Source organism: Roseovarius sp. S88 (assembly GCF_037023735.1).
Classification (GTDB): domain Bacteria; phylum Pseudomonadota; class Alphaproteobacteria; order Rhodobacterales; family Rhodobacteraceae; genus Roseovarius; species Roseovarius phycicola.
On record NZ_CP146069.1, the window covers coordinates 2,488,446 to 2,510,598 of the forward strand.

Genomic DNA, 22,153 nt, shown 5'->3' on the forward strand with positions numbered 1-22,153 from the left:
TCCTAGTACCGGGTGTTAACCATCCGCCACCTGACCGGAACCTGCCTTTGTCCGACACGACGCCCGTTATTGAAATTCGCAACCTGCACAAAGCCTATGGGTCTTTGGAGGTCATCAAGGGTGTCGATATCACCGCCAAGCGCGGCGACGTAGTCTCACTGATTGGTTCATCGGGGTCTGGCAAATCCACCATTCTGCGCTGTGCCAACCTTTTGGAAGACAGCCAGGATGGCGATATTGTCTTCAAAGGTGAGCCGGTGAAATGGTCGGGTCAGGCCATGTCGCGCCGCCCTGCCGATGCCAAACAGGTTCTGCGGATTCGCACGAACCTGAGCATGGTCTTTCAACAGTTCAACCTCTGGGCGCATCTAACCATCTTGGAAAATGTGATGGAGGCCCCGGTGACCGTGCTAGGCCGAGACCGCGGCGAGGTCGAGACATCGGCCCGCCAATACCTCGACAAGGTGGGCATTGGCGACAAATGCGATGTCTACCCCGCGCAGCTCTCGGGCGGACAGCAGCAGCGCGCGGCCATTGCGCGTGCGCTGGCCATGGAGCCTGAAGCGCTTTTGTTTGACGAACCCACCTCGGCGCTTGACCCCGAGTTGGAACAGGAAGTTGTGAAAGTTATCAAGGATTTGGCCTCAGAGGGCCGCACCATGATGATTGTCACCCATGATATGAAGCTGGCCCATGATGTGTCGGATCACGTGATCTTTCTCCATCAGGGTCTCATCGAAGAAGAAGGCGTGCCCGAAACACTCTTCGGCGCCCCGAAATCAGAACGGCTGCAGCAGTTTCTCAGCTCGACCATGGCCGCCTGAAAAGAAACTTGAAGAAAAGGGAGTAACCAAATGAAAAAACTAGTCATTTCTGCATTGGCGCTGGCGCTGTCCAGTGGTATTGCAATGGCGGAAGACAAGACCATCCGTCTCGGCACCGAGGGCGCCTACGCCCCTTGGAACTTTCTCAATGACGCCGGTGAGGTCGACGGCTTTGAACGCGAGTTGGGCGACGAGCTGTGCGCGCGCGCTGAACTCAAATGCGAATGGGTCACAAATGAGTGGGATTCAATCATCCCCAACCTGGTGAACGGCAACTATGATGCCATCATCGCGGGTATGTCGATCACGGATGAGCGCGACGAAGTCATTGATTTCACAACAAACTATACGCCACCAGATCCATCCGCCTATGTCGCGGCCTCCGACGGCGTTGACCTCGAAGGCGGCGTGATCGCGGCGCAAACCGGTACGATCCAGGCGGGCTTTGTCGCTGAATCCGGCGCAACACTGGTTGAATTCGCAACGCCCGAAGAAACCATTGCAGCTGTGAAAAGCGGTGAAGCGGACGCGGTTTTGGCGGATAAATCCTATCTCGCGCCCATCGTGGCCGAAGATGGCGACCTTAGCTTTGTCGGCCCGGACGTGCCACTGGGCGGTGGTGTCGGCATGGGCATCCGCGAGTCGGATGGCGAGCTGAAAGCCAAGTTTGATGCCGCCATCCAGTCGATGAAAGACGACGGCAGCCTCAACGCCATGATCACAAAGTGGGAAGTCTCCTCGACTTTCGAGTGATCTGATCTTGCTGCGCTCCGGCAGTGGCCGGGGCGCAGATTTCTCCGGCCTTTTGGGGGCATATGGCCTGGCACCTGAACCACACGCATGACAGCCAACTTGGCACCATCGCCTGGGGAAAAGCGGGCGATGGACCGCCTCTTGTGCTGGCACATGGCTGGCCTTGGTCATCCTACGCCTGGCACCGCGTGATCCCGATCCTGGCGGACCATTTTACCGTTTACTGGTACGATATGCCTGGGTTTGGTAAGTCAGACAAAGCACTCGATCACCCCACAGGTCTTGATGCACAAGCCGTTGTTTTCGCTGAAATGTTATCTTTATGGCAGCTTGATAAGCCCTCTGTCTGGGCGCATGATTTCGGCGGTGCGATCTGCTTGCGTGCGCAGCTTTTGCATGACGCCCGTTATGACCGCACGCTTTTGATGAATATCGTGATGATGCGCCCTTGGGGATCGGACTTCTTTGAGCATGTCAGACACCATATCGAGGCTTTCCTGGGCCTTCCGTCACATATCCATGCGGCTGTTGTGCAGGCCTATATCGATGGTGCGCTCATCAAGCCGCTGGATGAGAAAGACCGAGACGCTCTGCAAGCCCCTTGGCTTGACAAGGAAGGACAGCGCGCCTTCTACCGGCAGTTTGCCCAAGCTGATGAGGCGCTGACCGCTGAAGTTGAAAATGAACTCAATATGTTATCCCGCCCTGTTCAGGTAATTTGGGGCGCTGACGATCCTTGGATTCCTTTAGACCGCGGCATGGCTCTGGCCGAAGCAATTGGGTGCGAGATACATCCAATTCAGGGGCTGGGTCACCTGCCACAGCTCGAAGATCCCACAGCGGTGCTTGACACTGCCTTACCCTATTTGATGGCGGAGGCGGCATAACATGTTTGCGTATTGCACCGACCCCTCCACCCTAGAAAACCTGCGCTGGCTGTCCTGTTACCTGACGACGGGCAAGCACGTTAACCTTTATTACTCAGTGATCACCGTGCTGGTGCTTCTGGCCATCACCGCCCCCACCGCGCTAGCTTTTGGCTTTGCCGGGGCCACCGCTGCCAGATCGCGGTTCGCACCGCTGAGCTGGCTTGGCAAGGGCTATATCTCCATCGTGCGCGGCGTGCCCGACATCGCGTTTTTCCTCTTTTTCGTCATCGCCCTCGATCAGGCGTTTGAGTGGATCCGCCACAAAGTCAAATGCCCCGACTGGACCGAACCGGTGCGCCAGGGCAATGACTTCATCGTCTGCCAGGCCGCCAAACTGCCTTTGGGTGATGCCCCGCAATGGGTGCATGAAACCTATGGCTTCTTCCTCGCGGTTCTGACCTTTGCCATCGTTTTCGGCGCCTTTGCGGCAAACGTGCTCTTTGGCGCCATGCGCGCCGTGCCGCGTGCCCAGATTGAAACGGCCGAAGCATACGGCATGACCGCGCGCCAAAGCTTCTGGCGCATTCTGGTGCCGCAGATGTGGGTCTACGCGATCCCTGGCCTCAGCAACCTTTGGATGGTGCTGACCAAGGCCACACCGCTTCTGTTCCTGTTAGGCGTAGAAGACATCGTCTACTGGGCCCGCGAGCTAGGCGGCACCGCGCTGCCGCGCTTTACCGACTATCCCCATGGCGACTGGCGCATGTGGTATTTCCTGGTGCTGCTGGTCTTCTACCTTGGTCTCACCAAAGTTTCCGAGATTTTCCTCGAACGCCTTATGACCCGCCTCACCCATGGGCAGGCCACCACCGGCGGTGAAGCCCAGAGAAAGGCGGCGGCATGAGCTGCTGGGAAACAATTCAGGCCTACGCCTTCCGCTCAGTGGGCTTTGGCGAACGGCTCTTACCGAAAGAGGATTTCACCCTTTGCCAGCAATTCACCCTGATCGGCTCCGGCATGATCTGGAATGTGTATTTCGGCGCGCTGGCCCTGTTGTGCGGCTTTTTCCTCGCCACCGCCGTGGCACTTGGCAAAGGCGCGCAGAACCCGCTGCTGCGCAAACCCTCAGAGTGGTTCATCTTCCTTTTCCGCGGCTCGCCGCTTTTTATCCAGTTCTTCTTTGCCTATTTCGCTTTTCTCAGCCTGAAACAGGTGAACCCAATCTTTGACCCCTTCACCGCGGCCTGGCTCGGCGCGCTCATCGTGCTCTTCCTCAACACAGCCGCCTATTCGGGCGAGATTTTCTACGGCGCACTGCGCTCCATCCCTAAGGGCGATGTAGAGGCCGCCGATGCCTACGGGTTTTCGGGCTGGCCGCGCTTTCGCAAGATCATCTGGCCCACCATGCTGCGGCTCGCCTGGCCGGCCTATACCAACGAGGCGATTTTCCTCTTCCATGCCACCACACTGGTCTTTTTCTCGGCCTTCCCCGCCTGGCAACAAAGGGGTGACGCGCTCTACTACGCCAATTATTTCGCCGACAAGACCTTCAACCCCTTCGTGCCCTACCCGATCCTCGCAGGCTATTTCATCCTGCTGACTCTCTGCGTCATCGGTCTCTTTGGACTGATCAACCGCTATCTCAACCGCCACCTGCCGCAGGAAAGCCGCCGCAGGCTGAAACTGCGCATGAACATCATCCGCTGATCATCTATCATTTGAGCGGCTGCGCCGCAAAACGATCCTTCGTTGGGGCGCTGCCCCAAACCCCGGGATATTTCATGGCAAAAAGAAAGCTCTAACCCTGTCTTTTCTTTTTGCTAAAAATATCCCCGCCGGAGGCTCCGCGCTTTGCCGCACGCCTACCGTTGGCTGTTTTCGCGGTCTTTCATATCCTTGATCGCGCTATCCCAGCGCCGCGCGCGCAAAACTCGGCGGAAGGCGCGTTCCAGCTCCCCTACACCGTCACGTTCATACCACCGCCCATGGGCGATAATCACCCGACGCGGTCGCCACTCAATCATCTGTTCGATATCCTCGGCAAAAACCTCTTTGTCCCGAAAGCTCCAGGCAATGAGGGGTGGCGTTTTCCCGTCGCTTTCATCAATCCCGTTTAGCCACGCAAATGGACGGCAATGCGCTGGCAGTTTCTCGGTCTCAAACGCCTCGATGAGGTCAGTCAGCACAAGCGTCTCCCCCGCACGATGAAAGAACACCACCTCCTTGTGCCAGCGGCTGCCGCGCACGATGAGTTGGTCGATCTGTCCCTTCCAAGCCTCTTCAGGCCCATTGGAGCGAAACGCCGTACTTTCGGGCAGGCTCAGACCATTCTTGGCGGCCCGGTCATGCACACCGGGGGCCGCCCAAAACGTTGCTTCGGGATAAGCACTGCACCAATCGGGAATATTTAGATAGTGGATCTGATTGGGTGCAATGAGATGGCGTACCGGCCCCAGCGCGTCCAGCTCAGCGCACAGGCTTTCGTTCAGTTGAGTGGGCGAATGCACCCAGATGTCTCCATTCTTCAACTGCGCCACAGTGGCGCGCGTTGAAAACGGAAACCCATAGGATTTGATCGCAGGACCGTCGACAATCCAGAGGCCCTCAGCCACGGGCTTGAGCGTGTTCAGAGGCTCATAGCCCGTGGGTACCATGGCTTATTCGCTGACCGAAACCTTGCGCATCACGTCCGGCGCGCCAACAACAGCGCCGTTCGGACCTGTACCGCGCTTGATCGCATCAATGATATCCATGCCCTCGGTCACGCGCCCCACGACGGTGTATTGCCCATTCAGGAAATGCCCGGCATCAAACATGATGAAGAACTGACTGTTGGCACTGTTGGGGTCCTGTGCCCGTGCCATGCCCACAACGCCGCGATCAAACGGCACATCGGAAAACTCTGCCGCCAGATCGGGCCGTTCACTGCCACCGCGACCGGCGAGACGCATGTCTTCGCCTTCCTTGCCGAACTCAACATCACCGGTCTGTGCCATGAAGCCATCGATCACGCGATGAAACACGACGTTGTCATAGGCACCTTCATTGGCCAGTTCGGATATCTGTGCCACGTGACCTGGCGCCACGTCTTCCAGAAGATCAATCGTGACGGTGCCCATGGCCTCGCCTACGATCTCAATCGTCATTTCCGTGGCCACGGCAGGTGCGGCCAGAGCGATCAGGCTTGCAGAGAGAAACGTCTTATACATCGGCGGCCACCTTCACGCTGATCATCCTGTCGGGGTTCATCGGTGGTTCGCCGCGCAGGATCGCATCGACATGCTCCATGCCTTCAATCACCCGGCCGTAGACGGTGTATTGCCGGTTGAGAAAGTGGTTGTCGCTGAAGTTGATGAAGAATTGAGAATTGGCGCTGTCAGGGTTTTGGCTACGCGCCGCGCCCAAGGTGCCGCGATCATGTGGCACGCCGGAAAACTCGGCCTTCAGGTTGGGCAGGTCGCTGCCGCCTGTGCCCGCAAGGCGAATGTTGAAATCCTTTTCCAGATTGCCATTCGCCACATCGCCGGTCTGTGCCATGAAGCCATCAATCACCCGGTGAAAACACACATTGTCATAGGCACCTGACCGCGCCAGCTCTTTCATCCGCTCACAATGGCCGGGTGCCACATCGGGCAAAAGCTCGATGGTCACGGTGCCGTCCTTCAGCTCGATCAGGACTGTGTTTTCTGGATCTTTGATCTCGGCCATCCGGGCCTCCTTTGAATGAAACGTTCCCCGATACCTAGGCGCTTCGCTCCCGATTGCCAAGCCAGAGGTTGACGCCCCGGCGGAGCCAAGCCAAAAGGCGCGCGACACCTAACCGGTCAGACTACAAGGGAGTGGGTGATATGGGTTGGAAATCGCTTGATGATGTAAACCTTGCAGGCAAGACCGTGCTCACCCGCGTGGACATCAACGTGCCCATCGAGAACGGCCAGGTCACCGACACCACCCGCCTCGACCGGATCAAGCCCACGATTGACTCCATTCTCGCAGCTGGAGGCAAGCCTATGCTGCTGGCGCATTTTGGCCGCCCCAAAGGCAAGGTCGTGGACGAGATGTCGCTGCGCCACGTGGTGCCTGCCCTGTCGGAGGCCATTGGGCACTCGGTACAGTTCATCGAAACACTGGAGGGCGCCGAGAACCTGACGGCGGAGGCCAAGGCGGCCGAGGTGCTGCTTTTGGAGAACATCCGCTTTCACCCCGGCGAAGAGGCCAATGATCCCGAGTTTGCCACACGCCTTGCAGGTTTGGGCGATGTCTACTGCAACGACGCCTTTTCCGCCGCCCACCGCGCGCATGCCTCGACAGAGGCTCTGGCGCGCCATTTGCCGGCCTGCGCAGGCCGGTTGATGCAAGCCGAACTGAGCGCGCTGGAGGCAGCATTGGGCGCGCCGGAACGCCCGGTTCTGGCCGTTGTCGGGGGCGCGAAAGTGTCCACCAAGCTCGATCTTCTGGGCAATCTGGTCGAGAAGGTCGACAAGCTGGTCATCGGCGGCGGCATGGCCAACACGTTTCTGGCCGCCCAAGGCCTCAATGTGGGCACATCGCTCTGTGAACATGACATGGCCGACACCGCCCGCGAGATCATGGGCAAGGCAGGGGCCGCAGGCTGCGAGATCCTCTTGCCTGCTGACGTCGTGGTGGCGCGCGAATTCAAAGCACATGCGACCCATGAAGTCGTCCCCGCCCATGCCTGTCCCGAAGACGCGATGATCCTTGATGCCGGTCCACAAGCCGTTGCCCGGATCAGCACGGCCATTGAGGCCTCAAAAACCCTTATCTGGAACGGGCCTTTGGGCGCGTTCGAGCTGGAGCCGTTCGATGCGGCAACCAACACCGCCGCCCGTCATGCCGCAGAGGCAAGCCGCGCAGGCACGCTTGTCTCGGTCGCAGGTGGCGGTGACACGGTCGCCGCCCTCAATCAGGCCGGAGCGGCGGAAGATTTCACCTATATTTCCACCGCCGGGGGTGCGTTTCTGGAATGGATGGAAGGCAAGACCTTGCCTGGTGTGGCGGCGCTTGGGGGTTGAGCAAGGACTGACCGTCATCCCCGGCTTGACCGGGGATCTCTTAATCACGAGCTCCTCGGGTCAAGCCCGAGGATGACATAAGAAAAGAAAGATAAGCCGCGCGGTAGGGTGGGCAATCTTGCCCACCAATTCGATCACAGCGGTGGGCAACATTGCCCATCCTACTCCTTTCTTGCACCACCACCTCTCCACCCCTACCCTCCACGCCATGGAGAACCTCACCGCCTTCCTGCTGGCCGCCTTTGCCCTGACGGGCAGTCCCGGACCGAACACGCTGAGTGCAGCCGCTGTTGGAGCCTCGTTCGGGCGGATACGCGGGTTGCGCTATGTCGCGGGATTGGTGGTTGGCGTGATGCTCGTGGCGCTGATTGTCGGCACGGGCATTTCCGGCGCGATCTTCGCCCTGCCCGGTGTGACGCCGGTCATCACGGCGATGGCCATCGTATATTTCCTCTACCTCGCCTGGAAAATCGCGACAGCCCCGGCGATTGGGCATCTGGAAAACAACGACGCCAACCCGCCGCGCCTCATTGACGGCATCTTCGTCACCCTGGCCAACCCCAAGGCCTATGCCGCGATGGCCGCGCTTTTCTCGGGCTATGTGCTGATCGCGGGCAACCCGCTTATAGACGGGCTTTGGAAAGCGGCCCTGATCCTCGGCGTGATCATCATCGTCAACTTCCTGTGGCTGATGACCGGCGCGGAACTGGCGCGGCACCTGCGCTCTCCGCGCGCCGCCCGTGCAGTCAACATTGCCTTTGCTCTGCTCCTGCTCGCCTCCGTAGCGACACTTGCAATGTGAAGAACACCGCACTCGACGCCCGACCCACCTTTGCCTAAGCTGCAGCGCAAATTCCGCCAAAGACAAGGAGCGCAGAGATGGAGAGCTGGACATTGGTCACCGGAGCCTCCGAAGGGCTTGGCGTGGAATTTGCCAAGCTGGCGGCCAAGGAAAAGCGCAATCTCATACTTGTGGCGCGCTCAGAGGACAAGCTCAACGCCCTGGCCGAGGAGTTGCGCAACGACGCCGTGCAGGTCGAGGTCATGCCCACCGATCTGTCAGATCTCATCCAGACCGAGGCGCTCTGGGCCAGGGTCAGCGAAGGTCGTGTTATCGACCGGCTTGTGAACAATGCCGGTATTGGCAAAAACAGCGCCTTCAGCAGGCCGGAGAGCTGGGCGCAGGAACTGACCTCGATGAACGTGAACATGATCGCGCTTACCTATCTGATGAAACAGGCCATTCCGCATATGCAGGGTCATGGCGGCGGGCGTATCCTCAACGTGGCCTCTGTCGCAGGCTTCACGCCGGGCCCCAACATGGCGGTCTACCACGCGACCAAAGCCTTTGTGCTGTCGCTCTCCGAGGCCGTGGCCGAGGAACTGAGCGGCTCGGACGTGACCGTCACCGCCCTTTGCCCAGGGGCCACGGCCACCAATTTCTTTGATGTCGCCGACATGGACGGTGTGCGGCTGCTCAAATTGGCCAAACCGATGTCGGCCAAAGACGTGGCCGAACAGGGCTGGATCGCTGCGCGCGCGGGCAAGCGGGTGATTGTGACGGGCGCGCTCAACAAAGTCTTTGCCTTTTTGCCGCGCGTCACGCCACGGCGCGTCACAACCTTTGTTGCGTCCAAAATCATGGGCAAGGCGCATTAAAGCGTTTCGATTTTAACTTGAGACATCAAATAAAATCGAAATGCGCGCAACGATTGAGCGTTACACGGCGTTTCGCGAAAATCTGTGACACAGGTTTTCCTCGAAACGCTTTAAGTTTCGCACATGGAAACATGTTCGCCAGGCGGAAAGAGCTGATAGCGCTATCAGAATTGCATGGCCCTGCCCGCCCCTCTAAGAGGGCCGGAGTTGTTTATCTATTGATCGAGGACACCCATGTCGAAATCCGCTCAGACCGACAAAATCCGCCAGGGCCAGGGCTTTATTGCCGCCTTGGACCAATCCGGCGGCTCCACGCCCAAGGCGCTCAAGCTTTATGGTGTGAATGAGGATGCCTATTCCGGCGAAGCGGAAATGTTCGACCTGATCCACGGCATGCGGGCGCGTATCGCGCAGGCTCCGGATTTTACCGGCGACAAAGTGATCGGCGCGATCCTTTTCGAGATGACCATGGACCGCCAGATTGCTGGCCGACCCTCGGCCGAGTTCCTCTGGGAAGAGCGCGGTGTCGTGCCCTTCCTCAAGGTGGACAAAGGGCTGGCGGATGAGACCGACGGCGTGAAGCTGATGAAGCCGATGCCCGATCTTGAGGCGCTTTTGGAGCGCGCCAATGCCGCCGGTATCTATGGCACCAAGATGCGCTCTGTGATTGACGCGGCCTCGCCCTCGGGTATTGCCGCCAATGTCGCGCAACAATTCGAAGTGGGGGGCACCATCCTGGATCATGGTCTGGTACCGATCATCGAGCCGGAAGTGACCATTTCCATCGCCGACAAGGCCGGGGCCGAGGACATTCTGGTGGCCGAGATCGCCAAGAACCTCGACGCCCTGCCCGAGGGTCGCGACGTGATGCTCAAACTCACCCTGCCCGAGACGGCAAACCATTACAAAGCGCTGGTGGATCACCCACGTGTCTTGCGGGTTGTGGCGCTATCTGGTGGATATTCCCGCGAAGAGGCCAATGACCGCTTGTCCAAAAACACCGGCATGATCGCCAGCTTCTCGCGCGCCTTGACCGAGGGGTTGTCGGCGGATCAATCGGACGAGGCGTTCAACAGCACGATTGGCACAACCATCGACAGCATCTACCGCGCGTCGATTGCCGGTTGATGGGCCTCATGACTGGGGCGCGGTGTTAAAGCGGCGCACCATCACAAGGAAGCACACGAAAAAGAGAATACCAAGCAACCCTGTGCGGCTTGAAGCTACGCTTTGGCTCTGACGCCGGGATCAGTCCTCTGCAGGTTGGCTCTTCACGGTGTTGACCACCCCAAGGAAGATGCCTGCAAAGAGGCCCAAAGCACCCCAGGTGACCCCATTGGCAAGGGCAAAGCGGACCGTTTCACCGAACGTGACACCGCCGGAGGAAAAATTCACCAGGATAAAAATCAACGGGGTGACAACAAGGCCAAAACCCGCGCCACCAACGGCCCCCAAAAGAGCCCAAATCTTGTAAGAATTCATGGTCAGCTGCGCTTTCTGCGTTTAAGTTTCTTGTGTCCGCCCTTGGAGGTCAGGTCTATTCTAGTCGCTCGCGGGGGCTCTCACAACAGTTAAAGCTCCCACTTTTCGCAGGCGTCCGGATGCAAGCGGCGTAAGCGTCACCTTGGTGCAAAACAACGCATTACGCCTACGCACCGAAGTCAGCTCCCGGCTTTGGCACCGCAGCCTGCGCAATTTGATCAAATGCATCTGGAAGCTTTGCCTGCTTCCCACTAGGCTGCGCAAAACTCTGCGGGACAGCGGATCATGGACCTAAGCGAATATCAAACCTTTCGGGTGGCCGCATCTGACCTAAATGGCCGGATGCGTGGCAAACGTGTGCCGGGCTCTTACGCTGGCAAACTTGATCAAGGCGCGGTGCGTATGCCATTTTCGGCCAGCAATGTCGACATTTTCGGCTTTGACATCGAAGACAGCCCACTGGTCTTTGAGACCGGCGATGCCGATGGCGTGCTGCTGCCCACAGAGCGTGGCCCGGTGCCCTTGCCCTGGCTGGAGGTGGACCAGCCGCTGGTGCCCATGGCAATGCATCATGAAGACGGCACACCCTTTGCAGGCGACCCACGCCATGCGCTGGCCACCGTTCTGGCGCGCTACGGCGCACGCGGCTGGCATGTGATTGCCGCAACCGAGCTGGAATTCACGATGGTGGATGACAGCGGCGACGCACTGGCCCCGATCAAAGACCCTGACTCAGGCAGAGCGCTTGAACTGCCCGATGTGTTGTCATTGGCGCAGCTTGATATTTTCGATGCCTTTCTCAGTGATCTCTACAAAGCCTGCGAAAAGATGGGGATTCCGGTGCAAACCGCGACCTGCGAGTCCGGCCTTGGACAGTTCGAGTTCACCCTCACCCATCAGGATGCCATGCGCGCCGCCGATGACACCTGGCTCTTCAAGCGTCTGATCAAGCGGATGGCGCGCAAGCACGGGCATGCGGCAACGTTTATGGCCAAGCCGTTTGCCGAGGATGCGGGCAACGGGATGCATATGCATTTTTCCGTTCTGGATGCAGAGGGGCGCAATGTCTTTGACAATGACGGCCCCGAAGGCACCGAAACGCTCTTGCACGCCATCGCCGGGTGCCTGTCATCCATGCAGGAAAGCACGCTTCTCTTTGCGCCGCACGCCAACAGCTACGAGCGGCTGGTGCCCGGTGCGCATGCGCCCACCTCGATTTGCTGGGCCTATGACAACCGCACCGCCGCCCTGCGCGTGCCTGGCGGATCGCCCAAGGCGCGGCGGATCGAACATCGCGTCGCCGGGGGCGACACCAACCCCTATCTGACCTTCGCCGCCGTTCTCGGCGCGGCGATGAACGGGATTGAAGACGCCAGAACCCCGCCCCCGCCGATCACAGGCAATTCCTATGATCAGGACCTGCCGCAACTGGCCGAGGACTGGGACATGGCCATCGCGCTCTTTGAAGGCAGCGATGCGCTGGCGCGGATTTTTCACGCCGATCTCATCCGAAACCTTGTCCTGACCAAACGGCAAGAGATGCGCCTGATGTCAGAGCGCCCGGTGGACGAACACTGGAAAATCTACCTCGAAACCGTGTAAATCAGGCTTGATGTGCTGCTGACGCACGGCTAGCCTGAATTTGATCAAATTTGGTGACCTATGAAAATCGGTATCCTGATGACCGGCCATGCCCTTCCCGATCTGATCGAGGACACGGGCGATTACGACGCAATCTTTGCCCAGCTGCTCGCCGACAAGGGGTTTGAGTTTGACCGCTATGATGTCGTGGATGAGGTCTATCCCTCGAGCCCCGAGGACGCCGATGGATGGCTGATCACCGGCTCAAAACACGGCGCTTACGAGGATCACCCGTGGATTCCCCCGCTTGAGGCGTTCATTCGAGACATTCGGGACGCAGGCAAGCCTCTCATCGGAGTCTGTTTCGGCCATCAGATCATCGCCCAAGCCTTGGGCGGAACGGTGGCGAAGTTCGACGGAGGATGGTCCGTGGGCCGCACGGAATATGACATTGACGGTCAGACCGTTGCGATGCATGCCTGGCATCAGGATCAGGTGATCACGCCACCCGAAGGCGCTCATATCATCGGGCGCTCGGATTTTTGCGAAAACGCCGCGATGATGATCGGCGACAAAATCATGACGATCCAGCCGCACCCGGAATTTACCTCACATATCCTGACCACCATCATCGACCAGCGCGGCAAGGGCGTTGTGCCGGACGATCTGCTCAAGACAGCCCGCGATGAGGCGGACGCGCCCATTGACAGTGCTGCTTTTGCCGAGCGCATGGCAGACCATTTCAGAAAAGGGGCCTAAGCCATGGCCAAAGACTGGACTTCAAAACTACCCGACGCGGCGCAAACCTATCTCGAAGGGCACCGTCTTGATGAGGTAGAATGCATCATTGCCGATTTGCCCGGGGTCGCGCGCGGCAAGGCGGTTCCTGCGAGCAAATTTAGCAAGCAGGCCTACTTTCACCTGCCGGATTCGATTTTTTACCAGACCATCACCGGCGATTGGGGTGAAGCGGCAGGCGATGAAGGCTTCATCGAGCGCGACATGGTGCTCAAGCCCGATATGGACACCGCCTCCGCCGCGCCCTGGACGGGGGATTGGACCCTGCAGGTCATTCACGATGCCTATGACCGCGATGGCAAACCAATAGACTGCGCCCCGCGCAACGTGCTCAAGCGCGTTGTGAAGATGTATGAAAAGATGGGGCTGGAGCCGGTTGTGGCACCTGAGATGGAGTTTTTCCTCATCGCGCGCAACCTCGACCCGCGTCAGGAAATTGCCCCAATGGTCGGCCGGTCGGGCCGACCTGCGGCCGCGCGGCAGGCGTATTCGATGACAGCGGTGGATGAGTTCGGCCCGGTGATCGACGACATCTATGATTTTGCCGAAGCGCAGGGTTTCGAGATTGACGGCATCACGCAGGAAGGCGGTGCAGGTCAGCTTGAGATCAACCTGCGCCATGGTGATCCGGTGAAACTGGCCGATGAGGTGTTTTACTTCAAGCGCTTGATCCGGGAGGCGGCCCTGAGGCATGACTGTTTTGCCACCTTCATGGCCAAACCCATCGCCGCAGAACCCGGCAGTGCCATGCATATTCACCACTCGATCATTGATATCGAAACCGGGAAGAACGCGTTTTCCGGCCCTCAGGGCGGCGAGACGGACATGTTTTATCACTTCATTGGCGGATTACAGACCTACCTGCCCTCAGCCCTTGCCGTGATGGCGCCATACGTGAATTCCTACCGCCGCTACGTGCGAGACAATGCAGCACCCATCAACCTGGAATGGGGCCGTGACAACCGCACGACAGGCATCCGCGTGCCGCTGTCCCCGCCTGAAGCACGCCGCGTGGAAAACCGCATCGCGGGCATGGATTGCAACCCCTATCTGGGTATCGCCGTCAGCCTCGCCTGTGGGCTTTTGGGCATGAGGAACGAAACCCGCGCCAAGACGCAATATCGCGGCGACGCCTATGAGGGCGAGCCGGATTTTGTCAATGAACTTGGGGCCGCCCTTGATCTTTTTGACGAGGCCACGGACCTGCACAAGATCCTCGGCCCAGACTTTGCCCGCGTCTATTCCATCGTGAAGCGCGCCGAATATGCCGAGTTCCTGCAGGTCATTTCTCCTTGGGAACGTGAGCATCTCTTGCTGAACGTCTGAGCCTTTGGCGCGGGTCTGGATCTGAGTATTTTGGGAACAGTGAAACGATGAACCTGCTCTACTCCAATGACCGTCCAGGTCAGTATCCGCCAAGCTGGTACGCGGCCACGACCGAGGCTTTGGAGCCATTCGAGCCTTTGCGCGGCGAGACGCGGGCCGATGTCTGCGTGATCGGCGGCGGATTCACCGGGCTGTCCGCCGCGCTGCATCTGGCCGAGCGCGGATATGACGTGGCGCTGGTGGAGGCGCATCGCGTTGGGTTTGGGGCCTCGGGGCGCAATGGCGGGCAGTTGGGCAGCGGCCAGCGGCAGGATCAGGAAAGTTTGGAAAAGCTTGTCGGGCGTGAGGATGCCGGCAAGCTCTGGGACTTGGCGGAAGATGCAAAAGCGCTCGTTAAATCCCTGATTTCCAAACACAAGATTGACTGCCACCTGAAGTCGGGGATTGCCCATGCAGGCTTCACCAAAGCTGAGGTGGCCGAAGAGCACACCTATGCCGATTTCCTGGCCGAGCGCTATGGCTATACCGCTCTGGAAAAGCTTGATCGCGATGCGATGCAGGCGCTTTGCCCCTCACCGCGCTATGTGGGCGGCTCGCTCGATATGACGGCGGCGCATTTGCACCCCCTCGCTTATGCCTTTGGACTGGCGCGGGCGGCAGCAGCAGCTGGTGTTCGGATTTTTGAAAAGAGCGAAGTGCATCGCATCACTCCCGGCACGCCGGCCCTGGTCGCGACAGACAAAGGTCGAATCAAGGCCGATCACGTGATCCTTGGCTGCAACGGGTATCTGGGCGGGCTGGACCGCAAGGTGGCGGCACGCGTGATGCCGATCAACAATTTCGTCGTGGCCACGGAACCCTTGGGCGATGAGGCCGCACGCGTGTTGACCCGCGATGTGGCCGTGGCAGATAGCAAATTTGTCGTCAACTATTTCCGCCTCAGCCACGACAAGCGCCTGCTCTTTGGCGGCGGGGAAAGCTATGGTTACCGCTTTCCAAGTGACATTGCGGCGCTGGTGCGCAAGCCGATGACGCAGATTTTCCCACATTTGCGAGACGTGAAGATCGACTACGCCTGGGGCGGTACGCTGGCGATTACCATGAAACGCATGCCTTACCTTGCACGCCTTGCGCCCAACATTTTGTCAGCCTCGGGATATTCCGGCCATGGGGTCGGCACGGCGACGTTTTCGGGCAAGCTTATGGCTGATGTGATCGGTGGTGACGCAGACGGGTTTGACACCATGGCGCGCGTGCCCACGCCCACTTTCCCAGGCGGCACGGCACTGCGGTCTCCGCTCCTGGCGCTGGCGATGACCTGGTACGCCACGCGCGACCGGCTGGGCCTCTGACACGCAGCCCGGCGCTCGTTTCCAAAGTTTACAAAAATTTCGCTTTGGGTGTCGTGTTGTCTGCGCTATACATTCGGAAAATCGAAAAACTATCTTGAGGTATTCCGAACATGACACTCCCCCCAAATGTCTATGATGCCGAACCAATCCCTGACGCGGCGCGCCTGGAAATCGACAAACTCATGAAATCCGGAGATCTTTTTCGCTACACGGCCGCAACAGACGCCCCTGTCGCGCTTTTGGAGCGCGAATTTGCAGACATGATGGGCAGCACCTATGCGCTGGCTGTTTCGTCCTGTTCGGCGGCACTTTTTCTGTCGCTGAAGGCTTTGGGACTGAAACCCGGCGCAAGGGTGCTGATCCCGGCCTTTACCTTTGCCGCTGTCCCATCCTCGGTGGTGCACGCCGAATGCGTGCCGGTCTTGTGTGAGGTAAAAGACAATTACCGCATTGATATCAAAGATTTTGAATACAAACTTGATGCAGATATAGACGCCGTGATCATCAGTCACATGCGCGGCCACACCTCGGATATGGACGCGATCATGGCGCTGTGTGATGCGCGGGACATTCCCGTTGTTGAGGACGCCGCCCATAGTCTGGGCACGCTCTGGAACGGGCAAAATATTGGCACGATTGGCCGTGTGGGATGTTTCAGCTTTCAGTCCTACAAGCTGGTCAATGCCGGTGAAGGCGGGATCATGATCACCGATGACGCCGATCTTGTGGCGCAGGCGGTGATTATGTCAGGCGCCTACGAGCATAACTGGGCCAAGCATATGGCTGGCTCTGAACCTGCGCTCGAGGCCGCCTTTGCCAAATGGCAGAACCGCCTGCCGCTTTACAATCTGCGTATGGGCAACCTGTCGGCGGCAATCATTCGCCCGCAATTGGCGGAAATCCCGCGCCGGGTGCGCGATGGGCGAGCCAACCATGATTATGTCGCGGCCCGGCTCAATACGTCGCCCTGGCTGCATGTGCCTGACAAACTCAAACCAGAAGACCGCGCGCCGGATTCCATTCAATTCAACCTGGTGGATATGAACGATGCTGAAACCGATGCATTTTCCAAGGCGGCGGTCGAACGTGGTGTGAAAGTACAAGTGTTTGGGCAGAGCACAGACAACGCCCGTGCCTTCTGGAACTGGAAGTTCCTGCCCGGCCCCACGCCCGACCTGCCGCAGACGCGCACGATGCTGATGCGCGCCTGCGATGTGCGCCTGCCTGCACGGCTTAACCGCGAAGAACTTGATATAATTTCTGAGGCACTGGTGATGGCCGCGCAGGATGTGATGGGAGAGCCGCGCGCCTACGGGACTTGACTTCGTCCGACAGCCGCAGGTCCATAGCCCCATGAAGCGTGATTTTTCCAAAGGGGCCGCATGGATGCGCGGCGAGGTTGTTCCCGTCGGAGATGCAACAATAGGCGTCACCGACTGGGGGCTGACCCATGCGGACTGCGTTTATGATGTGGTTCCCGTCTGGCAAGGCGCGTTTTTCCGGCTGGACGATTATCTGACTCGGTTTGAGGCGTCGGTTGCGGCAGCGCGCATGGATGTGGGCATGGACCGCGCCGCGATTGAGAATGCCTTGCACAAAATGGTTGCGGCATCCAGTTTGCAGGATGCGTATGTAGCTATGGTTGCTGCACGCGGCATCCCATTGGTTCATGGCGTGCGAGACCCCCGTGCCTGTGCCAACCATTTTTATGCCTGGTGCGTGCCTTATGTGCATGTCATCGCCCCGGACAAGGCCAAGATCGGCGTAGAAGTGCATCTGTCGTCAACCACGCGTCGCATTCCCGAAGACAGCGTCAATCCACTGGCCAAAAACTACCATTGGGGCGACTTTACCCAAGGACTCTTTGAGGCTAAGGATGCCGGGTTTGAGACGGTGCTGCTTCCGGATCATGCGGGCAATGTGACCGAGGGCCCGGGATTCAACGTCTTTGCGCTCAAAGAAGGACGAATTTTGACACCGGATCGCGGCGTGCTGCACGGGATCACAAGGCGCACGGTGCTTGAGTTGGCTGTTGAGGCGGGATTGACCGTTGAGGAACGCGCTCTTCCGGTCGAGGAGTTGATGGAGGCCGATGAGGTGTTTCTGTCCTCCTCCGGCGGCGGTGTAACGCCTGTGGCGCGTATCAATGATCGGCAGTTTTCGAATGGTGCCGCCGGACCGGTCGGTTTGCAATTGAGGTCAGCGTATTTCGCGCGACTGGAAGATGCGCGATTCCGAACTGAAATCACCTACACCTAAAATCTTCACACCAACACCAGCTTGTCTTTGAGAAACGGATAGGCCGTCAGCGCGGGTGTCACAATCGTCTCTTGCAAGATAGGCCGCAGGCTTTGGGCAACCTTCTCTGGCATGTCCTGTAAGATATCTTTGCGCGCCGTAAGGCTGATGGTGCGGCTGAGCGGTTCGAAAGGCAGTTCCAGCACGTCAATCTCATCCGCAAAACGGCGCCCCCGCATCAGAGCCAAAGGCGGCAGGATGCTCCACCCCGCGCCCTGCCCGACCAGCGCCAGGATGGCGTGATAGCTGTCTAGCTCAAACCGGTGCGGCAGCGTGATCTTTTCACGCGCGAGATGCGAGGTCAGCAAGCGCCCCATGTAATGCCGTTGCGTGTATTGGATCAAAGGCAGGCGCATCAGTTGTTTAAGAACATTGCCACCAGAGTCCACCGCACCCTTGGGCACCGCCGCAACAAACCCTTCGCGCAAGAGCGGATGAACCTCGGCCCAGTCATCTCCGGCATTGAGTTCGGCGGCGACAATCACGTCCAGTGCGCGACTTTCCAGCAATTCGTAAAGATAGTGGCTCGCCCCGGTTTCCAACAAGAACTGGCTGGATTTCAACTCACCTGCCATATGCGTCAAAAGCTTCGGCGTCACATCCGCCTCGAAATCCTCAATCATCCCGAGACGAAACCGGGTGAGCATCGACAGATCGGACATCGCCAACTCTGCCCGCGCCTGCGCCGCTTCATTGAGGATCACCTGCGCCCTGCGGCGCAAAATCTCGCCTGCAGGTGTCAGGCGCACAGGCCGCGCATTGCGTTGCAAAAGCGTGGCTCCAACAGCCGCCTCAAGGTTAGTCAGTTGTTGGCTCACCGCAGAGGGGCTTGCTCCCAACCTTTTTGCAGCCGCAGAGATCGACCGCTCATCTGCGGCCGCCATGAAGACTTCGATCCCCCATAGTGTGATCTTACCGGGGCTGTCGACCATGTGACTTTACTTGCCTAGTTTGGACAACTTATTCTGCAAATCGGCGAGTTGTTTTTTGATCGCGTCGAGATCTTCTTCGCTTTCGGTCTCAGTATCACCCTTGTCACTAGCGACCTCAGCACTGTCATCAGAAGATGGCATGGTGTTCATCGCCTGCATCCCGCCAGTCATGGCCTTCAGGAACGCTTCCTGCTGCGCACGCATCGCATCCATCCCGGGAATCCCCGCCAAGGGATTGGCGCGGGCCATATTTTCCATCATCTGGCTCTGGCCTTTTTGTAGCATCTCAAACGAGGCCGACAGGAAATCAGGCACCATAGAAGTCGCTTGCGTCGTGTAGCTGCGCACCAGGTCGTTCAGCACATTGATCGGCAGCACATTCTCTCCGCGGCTTTCATGCTCGGCAATAATCTGCAACAAGTACTGCCGTGTCAGGTCATCCCCCGATTTCAGATCGATGATCTGCACCTCGCGCCCATCGCGAATGAATTCAGCAATATCTTCAAGCGTGACGTAGTCAGAGGTCTCGGTGTTGTACAATCTGCGGCTGGCATACCGCTTGATCAACAGTGATTTTTCGGATTTTCCCAAAGCCTACCCTCCCACGAATGCAGCGCTGCAGCACAGCTTATGCTACTGCAGAACAAAAAGAAAGGGCGAGCCGATGGCTCGCCCTTACAGGTTCGGGCTCAGATTGGGAGGAGGAGAGCCCGGAAACCTTTAACTTACTTCGCGGCAGACGTTGCTTTCTTGGCAACAGCTGTCACTTCGTCAGTTGCTTTTTTAACAGCTTTGGCTGCGTCTTCTTGCAGGTCTTTGCCAGCCGCCATCATCAGTTCAACTGTGTCCATTTGGACTTTCTTGGCGATCTCAGCGAAGGCAGCCATGTTTTCTGCAGCAACTTCAGCGTTGGCCGATGCAAAATCGGTGATCGCTTTGGCATAGTCAGCAGGCTCTGCTTTGGCTTTTGTCACGTCGGACAGTTTGGCCAGAGTGTCTTTGGCCCATTTGCCGGAAAGCTCAGCGGATTTCTCAGCGGCTTCCAGAGCAACACCTGACATTTTTTCGTTCAGAGTTGCTTGGTTTTTGAAAGCTTCTTCAAAAGCTTTGGTGTCGACAGGGAATGCGCCCATGAAGTCTTTCATGACGGCGTTGAAGTCTTGTGCTTTAGCCATGGTGGCCTCCTAAAACTTTGTTCGGTCGCAAGCAGGACCGCCCTGCTTTCTGCGTCTGCAAACTATATAGATGCTGCAGCGCAGCATTGCAAGCTTTTTTCTGCATTGCAGCATAAAATTTCAGAAGGATGATTTTAATTTTAAATCAGAGGCTTGCGCGCTTCCGCACGTAAGTTCCAGGCGCCGGAGCCAGAGCAGGATGCTCAGAATCACCCGGCATCCGGGCTGCAACCATGGCGCCAGAGCGCTTTTTCAGCCAGGCTTCCCATGTGGGCCACCAGGAACCTTCCTGCTCCTCTGCCCCTTCCAGCCATGCGTCTGCCGTCTCTGGCAGGTTCTTGTTGGAATAAAACCCGTACTTCTTTTTGCTTGGCGGGTTCACGATCCCGGCGATATGACCTGACTCAGATACAATAAAGGTGCGATCCTTGGACCCGGTCTGCAAAAACCCGCGATAGCAGTCTTTCCAGCGCGCGATATGATCCGTCTCACAGGTAATCGCCATGATCGGCACGTTGACGTCGCTGATATGCAAAGTCTCACCGCACATCTCGATCCCATCGGTGACAAAGGCATTCGCCTGACACAGCTCGCGCAGATATTGGACCGTCATCCGCCCCGGAAGGTTCGCCCCGTCCCCGTTCCAGTAGAGCAGATCAAAAGCAGGAGGCGTCTCCCCCATCATGTAGCTTCGGATGGCGGGCTTATATATAAGGTCATTGGAACGAAGGAACGACATGGTCCGCCCCATAATGAAAGAGCGCAGCACGCCCTTTTCGTTCACTTCCTTTTCAATCCCGTCGACAAAGTCGTCCTGCAGGAAAGGAACAAACTCACCCTGATCGCTGAAATCGGTGAGTGCGGTAAAGAAGGTGGCGGACTTGATCGACTTGTCGCCCCGCTTGGCCAAAAGCGCCAATGTCATATGAAGCGTCGTGCCCGCAATACAGTAACCGACAGTGTTCACCTGACGCTCGCCTGTGATGGCCTTGGCCTCGCGGATCGCAGTCAGATAACCATCTTCTATATAGTCGTCGATGGCGACATCAGCGTAGGACGCGTCCGGGTTCACCCAGCTTACGACAAAAAGCGTATAGCCCTGATCGGTGATCCATTTGATAAGGCTGTTCTCTTGTTTGAGGTCAAGAACATAGAATTTGTTGATCCAGGGCGGAAAGATCACAACCGGTGTCTTATGCACCTGTTTGGTCGTAGGCGTATACTGGATGAGTTCCATCATCTTGTTGCGATAGACGACCTCACCTTCGGTCACAGCAACGTTTTCGCCCAACTCAAATGCGTTCTCATCACAAAGCCGCACGACCATCTCACCATTATTGGCCTCCAGGTCTGCAACAAGGTTCTCTAGCCCGGCCACAAGGCTCTCGCCCTCGGTTTCCACCGCTTTTTCAAGCGCATCGGGGTTTGTGGACAGGAAATTCGTCGGGCTCATCATGTCGATGATCTGCGCCGCAAAGAACTGCAAACGCTGCTTGTCCTTGTCGTCCAGCTCTTCAGCCTCAGCCACGGCGTTTTCTATGGCCAGTTTGTTGATTGCATATTGGTGTTTGATGTAGCTGAAATAGGGATGCGTATCCCAAAGCGGATTGGAAAACCGGCGATCCCCTTTCAACGGGTCCTCTTCATCCGCCCCATTTGGCAAAGGTGCGCCTTTGGCAAGACTTTGCTGCGCTTCCATAAAATGACGAACGGATTTGCCCCAGTATTCAAGCTGCTGCTCATACATCTTTCCCGGATTTTCCATGAAGGATTTCCAGTAAGATCCGGCTGCTTTCACGAAAACGTCTTGTGACGGGCCATTGAGTTCCTGCGCGGGCGGGGTGCGCACAGTCAATGCTTGCACCAAACGCTGAGACAGCGTTTCAACCCGTTCAAGATTGGCGCTCATGCGGTCCAGATTGGTGTTCTGTGCATCGTCCTGAGTTGCCATTTTAACATTCTTCCCGTATTTTTCTGCTGTGCAGCATAGCAGCCCAGCGCGAAACCTGTTACCACCGAGTCGCTGTGTGCACCGGATATAAACGTGTCGCCTTGCATTGTGACTGCGACG

23 protein-coding genes are annotated in these 22,153 nt (G+C 57.9%); 15 read left to right on the forward strand and 8 right to left on the reverse strand.

All coding sequences use genetic code 11. The features are described 5' to 3' along the window. Positions 1 to 47 precede the first annotated feature (47 nt). The 5 genes from RZ517_RS12630 to RZ517_RS12650 all read left to right on the forward strand — a co-directional run bounded on the left by RZ517_RS12630 (position 48) and on the right by RZ517_RS12650 (position 4,153). Complete coding sequence (locus RZ517_RS12630) at positions 48 to 824, forward strand: ABC transporter ATP-binding protein (protein ID WP_338548558.1); 777 nt, start codon at positions 48 to 50, stop codon at positions 822 to 824. 30 nt (positions 825 to 854) lie between these two features. Beyond that, complete coding sequence (locus RZ517_RS12635) at positions 855 to 1,577, forward strand: transporter substrate-binding domain-containing protein (RefSeq protein WP_338548559.1); 723 nt, start codon at positions 855 to 857, stop codon at positions 1,575 to 1,577. A 62-nt stretch (positions 1,578 to 1,639) separates the two neighbouring features. Further along, complete coding sequence (locus RZ517_RS12640) at positions 1,640 to 2,464, forward strand: alpha/beta fold hydrolase (protein ID WP_338548560.1); 825 nt, start codon at positions 1,640 to 1,642, stop codon at positions 2,462 to 2,464. Between the two features lies 1 nt (position 2,465). Next, positions 2,466 to 3,350 (forward strand): ABC transporter permease, encoded by an 885-nt coding sequence (locus RZ517_RS12645; RefSeq protein WP_338548561.1) that lies wholly within the window; start codon positions 2,466 to 2,468, stop codon positions 3,348 to 3,350. Beyond that, a complete protein-coding gene (locus RZ517_RS12650) occupies positions 3,347 to 4,153 on the forward strand; it encodes an ABC transporter permease (RefSeq protein WP_338548562.1) in 807 nt (268 codons plus the stop codon). Before RZ517_RS12645 ends, RZ517_RS12650 begins: the two co-directional genes overlap by 4 nt. Positions 4,154 to 4,308: 155 nt before the next feature. Here the strand turns inward: RZ517_RS12650 and RZ517_RS12655 are convergent, their stop codons facing one another. Genes RZ517_RS12655 through RZ517_RS12665 form a run of 3 tightly spaced genes read right to left on the reverse strand, consistent with a single transcriptional unit; the run spans position 4,309 to position 6,154 of the window. Continuing rightward, positions 4,309 to 5,100, reverse strand: a complete 792-nt coding sequence (locus RZ517_RS12655; RefSeq protein ID WP_338548563.1) for a DUF4336 domain-containing protein — start codon at positions 5,098 to 5,100, stop codon at positions 4,309 to 4,311. Between the two features lie 3 nt (positions 5,101 to 5,103). Then, positions 5,104 to 5,655, reverse strand: a complete 552-nt coding sequence (locus RZ517_RS12660) for a peptidylprolyl isomerase (RefSeq protein WP_338548564.1) — start codon at positions 5,653 to 5,655, stop codon at positions 5,104 to 5,106. Next, positions 5,648 to 6,154 (reverse strand): peptidylprolyl isomerase, encoded by a 507-nt coding sequence (locus RZ517_RS12665; RefSeq protein ID WP_317057668.1) that lies wholly within the window; start codon positions 6,152 to 6,154, stop codon positions 5,648 to 5,650. The genes RZ517_RS12660 and RZ517_RS12665 overlap by 8 nt, the downstream gene beginning before the upstream one ends. Before the next feature lie 140 nt (positions 6,155 to 6,294). On the opposite strand from RZ517_RS12665, the gene RZ517_RS12670 reads away from it, so the two are divergent. The 4 genes from RZ517_RS12670 to RZ517_RS12685 all read left to right on the forward strand — a co-directional run bounded on the left by RZ517_RS12670 (position 6,295) and on the right by RZ517_RS12685 (position 10,266). Further along, positions 6,295 to 7,479, forward strand: coding sequence for a phosphoglycerate kinase (locus tag RZ517_RS12670; RefSeq protein ID WP_338548565.1), 1,185 nt, complete (start codon positions 6,295 to 6,297; stop codon positions 7,477 to 7,479). Positions 7,480 to 7,597: 118 nt separating this feature from the next. Beyond that, a complete protein-coding gene (locus tag RZ517_RS12675; RefSeq protein ID WP_338548566.1) occupies positions 7,598 to 8,281 on the forward strand; it encodes a LysE family translocator in 684 nt (227 codons plus the stop codon). Positions 8,282 to 8,358: 77 nt separating this feature from the next. Continuing rightward, positions 8,359 to 9,138 carry an SDR family NAD(P)-dependent oxidoreductase gene (locus RZ517_RS12680; protein WP_338548567.1) on the forward strand — a complete coding sequence of 260 codons (780 nt, stop codon included), beginning with the start codon at positions 8,359 to 8,361 and terminating at the stop codon, positions 9,136 to 9,138. 234 nt (positions 9,139 to 9,372) lie between these two features. Next, positions 9,373 to 10,266, forward strand: coding sequence for a fructose bisphosphate aldolase (locus RZ517_RS12685; protein ID WP_338548568.1), 894 nt, complete (start codon positions 9,373 to 9,375; stop codon positions 10,264 to 10,266). A 120-nt stretch (positions 10,267 to 10,386) separates the two neighbouring features. Here RZ517_RS12685 and RZ517_RS12690 read toward each other — a convergent pair whose 3' ends face one another. Then, positions 10,387 to 10,620: a hypothetical protein gene (locus RZ517_RS12690; protein WP_317057663.1), complete on the reverse strand. Its 234-nt coding sequence runs from the start codon at positions 10,618 to 10,620 to the stop codon at positions 10,387 to 10,389. A gap of 285 nt (positions 10,621 to 10,905) precedes the next feature. Between RZ517_RS12690 and RZ517_RS12695 the strand changes: the two genes are divergently transcribed. From RZ517_RS12695 to RZ517_RS12720, 6 genes are all read left to right on the forward strand, one after another. Further along, complete coding sequence (locus RZ517_RS12695) at positions 10,906 to 12,222, forward strand: glutamine synthetase family protein (RefSeq protein ID WP_338548569.1); 1,317 nt, start codon at positions 10,906 to 10,908, stop codon at positions 12,220 to 12,222. Positions 12,223 to 12,282: 60 nt separating this feature from the next. Then, on the forward strand, positions 12,283 to 12,960 hold the full coding sequence (locus RZ517_RS12700) for a type 1 glutamine amidotransferase (protein ID WP_338548570.1): 678 nt from the start codon (positions 12,283 to 12,285) through the stop codon (positions 12,958 to 12,960). Between the two features lie 3 nt (positions 12,961 to 12,963). Further along, positions 12,964 to 14,325: a glutamine synthetase family protein gene (locus tag RZ517_RS12705; RefSeq protein ID WP_338548571.1), complete on the forward strand. Its 1,362-nt coding sequence runs from the start codon at positions 12,964 to 12,966 to the stop codon at positions 14,323 to 14,325. Between the two features lie 47 nt (positions 14,326 to 14,372). After that, positions 14,373 to 15,677 carry an NAD(P)/FAD-dependent oxidoreductase gene (locus RZ517_RS12710; protein WP_338548572.1) on the forward strand — a complete coding sequence of 435 codons (1,305 nt, stop codon included), beginning with the start codon at positions 14,373 to 14,375 and terminating at the stop codon, positions 15,675 to 15,677. Positions 15,678 to 15,787: 110 nt separating this feature from the next. Continuing rightward, on the forward strand, positions 15,788 to 16,999 hold the full coding sequence (locus tag RZ517_RS12715; RefSeq protein ID WP_338548573.1) for a DegT/DnrJ/EryC1/StrS family aminotransferase: 1,212 nt from the start codon (positions 15,788 to 15,790) through the stop codon (positions 16,997 to 16,999). A gap of 31 nt (positions 17,000 to 17,030) precedes the next feature. After that, complete coding sequence (locus tag RZ517_RS12720; protein WP_338548574.1) at positions 17,031 to 17,936, forward strand: aminotransferase class IV; 906 nt, start codon at positions 17,031 to 17,033, stop codon at positions 17,934 to 17,936. 5 nt (positions 17,937 to 17,941) lie between these two features. Here the strand turns inward: RZ517_RS12720 and RZ517_RS12725 are convergent, their stop codons facing one another. The 4 genes from RZ517_RS12725 to phaC all read right to left on the reverse strand — a co-directional run bounded on the left by RZ517_RS12725 (position 17,942) and on the right by phaC (position 22,033). Further along, positions 17,942 to 18,907 carry a LysR family transcriptional regulator gene (locus tag RZ517_RS12725; RefSeq protein WP_338548575.1) on the reverse strand — a complete coding sequence of 322 codons (966 nt, stop codon included), beginning with the start codon at positions 18,905 to 18,907 and terminating at the stop codon, positions 17,942 to 17,944. A 6-nt stretch (positions 18,908 to 18,913) separates the two neighbouring features. Then, entirely contained in the window at positions 18,914 to 19,498 is a 585-nt protein-coding gene (gene phaR, locus RZ517_RS12730) for a polyhydroxyalkanoate synthesis repressor PhaR (protein ID WP_338548576.1), read from the reverse strand. A gap of 134 nt (positions 19,499 to 19,632) precedes the next feature. Continuing rightward, positions 19,633 to 20,082 carry a phasin, PhaP gene (locus RZ517_RS12735; RefSeq protein WP_338548577.1) on the reverse strand — a complete coding sequence of 150 codons (450 nt, stop codon included), beginning with the start codon at positions 20,080 to 20,082 and terminating at the stop codon, positions 19,633 to 19,635. 145 nt (positions 20,083 to 20,227) lie between these two features. Beyond that, the gene (phaC, locus tag RZ517_RS12740) at positions 20,228 to 22,033 is read right to left on the reverse strand and encodes a class I poly(R)-hydroxyalkanoic acid synthase (RefSeq protein ID WP_338548578.1); all 1,806 of its coding nucleotides are present in this window, start codon (positions 22,031 to 22,033) and stop codon (positions 20,228 to 20,230) included. Positions 22,034 to 22,153: the final 120 nt, after the last annotated feature.

Excerpts from the sequence above, each read along its gene's own strand:
- RZ517_RS12635 (WP_338548559.1), top strand. The coding sequence starts at position 855 with ATGAAAAAACTAGTCATTTCTGCATTGGCGCTGGCGCTGTCCAGTGGT.
- RZ517_RS12640 (WP_338548560.1), top strand. The coding sequence starts at position 1,640 with ATGGCCTGGCACCTGAACCACACGCATGACAGCCAACTTGGCACCATC.
- RZ517_RS12645 (WP_338548561.1), top strand. The coding sequence starts at position 2,466 with ATGTTTGCGTATTGCACCGACCCCTCCACCCTAGAAAACCTGCGCTGG.
- RZ517_RS12650 (WP_338548562.1), top strand. The coding sequence starts at position 3,347 with ATGAGCTGCTGGGAAACAATTCAGGCCTACGCCTTCCGCTCAGTGGGC.
- RZ517_RS12655 (WP_338548563.1), bottom strand. The coding sequence starts at position 5,100 with ATGGTACCCACGGGCTATGAGCCTCTGAACACGCTCAAGCCCGTGGCT.
- RZ517_RS12660 (WP_338548564.1), bottom strand. The coding sequence starts at position 5,655 with ATGTATAAGACGTTTCTCTCTGCAAGCCTGATCGCTCTGGCCGCACCT.
- RZ517_RS12665 (WP_317057668.1), bottom strand. The coding sequence starts at position 6,154 with ATGGCCGAGATCAAAGATCCAGAAAACACAGTCCTGATCGAGCTGAAG.
- RZ517_RS12670 (WP_338548565.1), top strand. The coding sequence starts at position 6,295 with ATGGGTTGGAAATCGCTTGATGATGTAAACCTTGCAGGCAAGACCGTG.
- RZ517_RS12680 (WP_338548567.1), top strand. The coding sequence starts at position 8,359 with ATGGAGAGCTGGACATTGGTCACCGGAGCCTCCGAAGGGCTTGGCGTG.
- RZ517_RS12685 (WP_338548568.1), top strand. The coding sequence starts at position 9,373 with ATGTCGAAATCCGCTCAGACCGACAAAATCCGCCAGGGCCAGGGCTTT.
- RZ517_RS12690 (WP_317057663.1), bottom strand. The coding sequence starts at position 10,620 with ATGAATTCTTACAAGATTTGGGCTCTTTTGGGGGCCGTTGGTGGCGCG.
- RZ517_RS12695 (WP_338548569.1), top strand. The coding sequence starts at position 10,906 with ATGGACCTAAGCGAATATCAAACCTTTCGGGTGGCCGCATCTGACCTA.
- RZ517_RS12700 (WP_338548570.1), top strand. The coding sequence starts at position 12,283 with ATGAAAATCGGTATCCTGATGACCGGCCATGCCCTTCCCGATCTGATC.
- RZ517_RS12705 (WP_338548571.1), top strand. The coding sequence starts at position 12,964 with ATGGCCAAAGACTGGACTTCAAAACTACCCGACGCGGCGCAAACCTAT.
- RZ517_RS12710 (WP_338548572.1), top strand. The coding sequence starts at position 14,373 with ATGAACCTGCTCTACTCCAATGACCGTCCAGGTCAGTATCCGCCAAGC.
- RZ517_RS12715 (WP_338548573.1), top strand. The coding sequence starts at position 15,788 with ATGACACTCCCCCCAAATGTCTATGATGCCGAACCAATCCCTGACGCG.
- RZ517_RS12720 (WP_338548574.1), top strand. The coding sequence starts at position 17,031 with ATGAAGCGTGATTTTTCCAAAGGGGCCGCATGGATGCGCGGCGAGGTT.
- RZ517_RS12725 (WP_338548575.1), bottom strand. The coding sequence starts at position 18,907 with ATGGTCGACAGCCCCGGTAAGATCACACTATGGGGGATCGAAGTCTTC.
- RZ517_RS12735 (WP_338548577.1), bottom strand. The coding sequence starts at position 20,082 with ATGGCTAAAGCACAAGACTTCAACGCCGTCATGAAAGACTTCATGGGC.
- phaC (WP_338548578.1), bottom strand. The coding sequence starts at position 22,033 with ATGGCAACTCAGGACGATGCACAGAACACCAATCTGGACCGCATGAGC.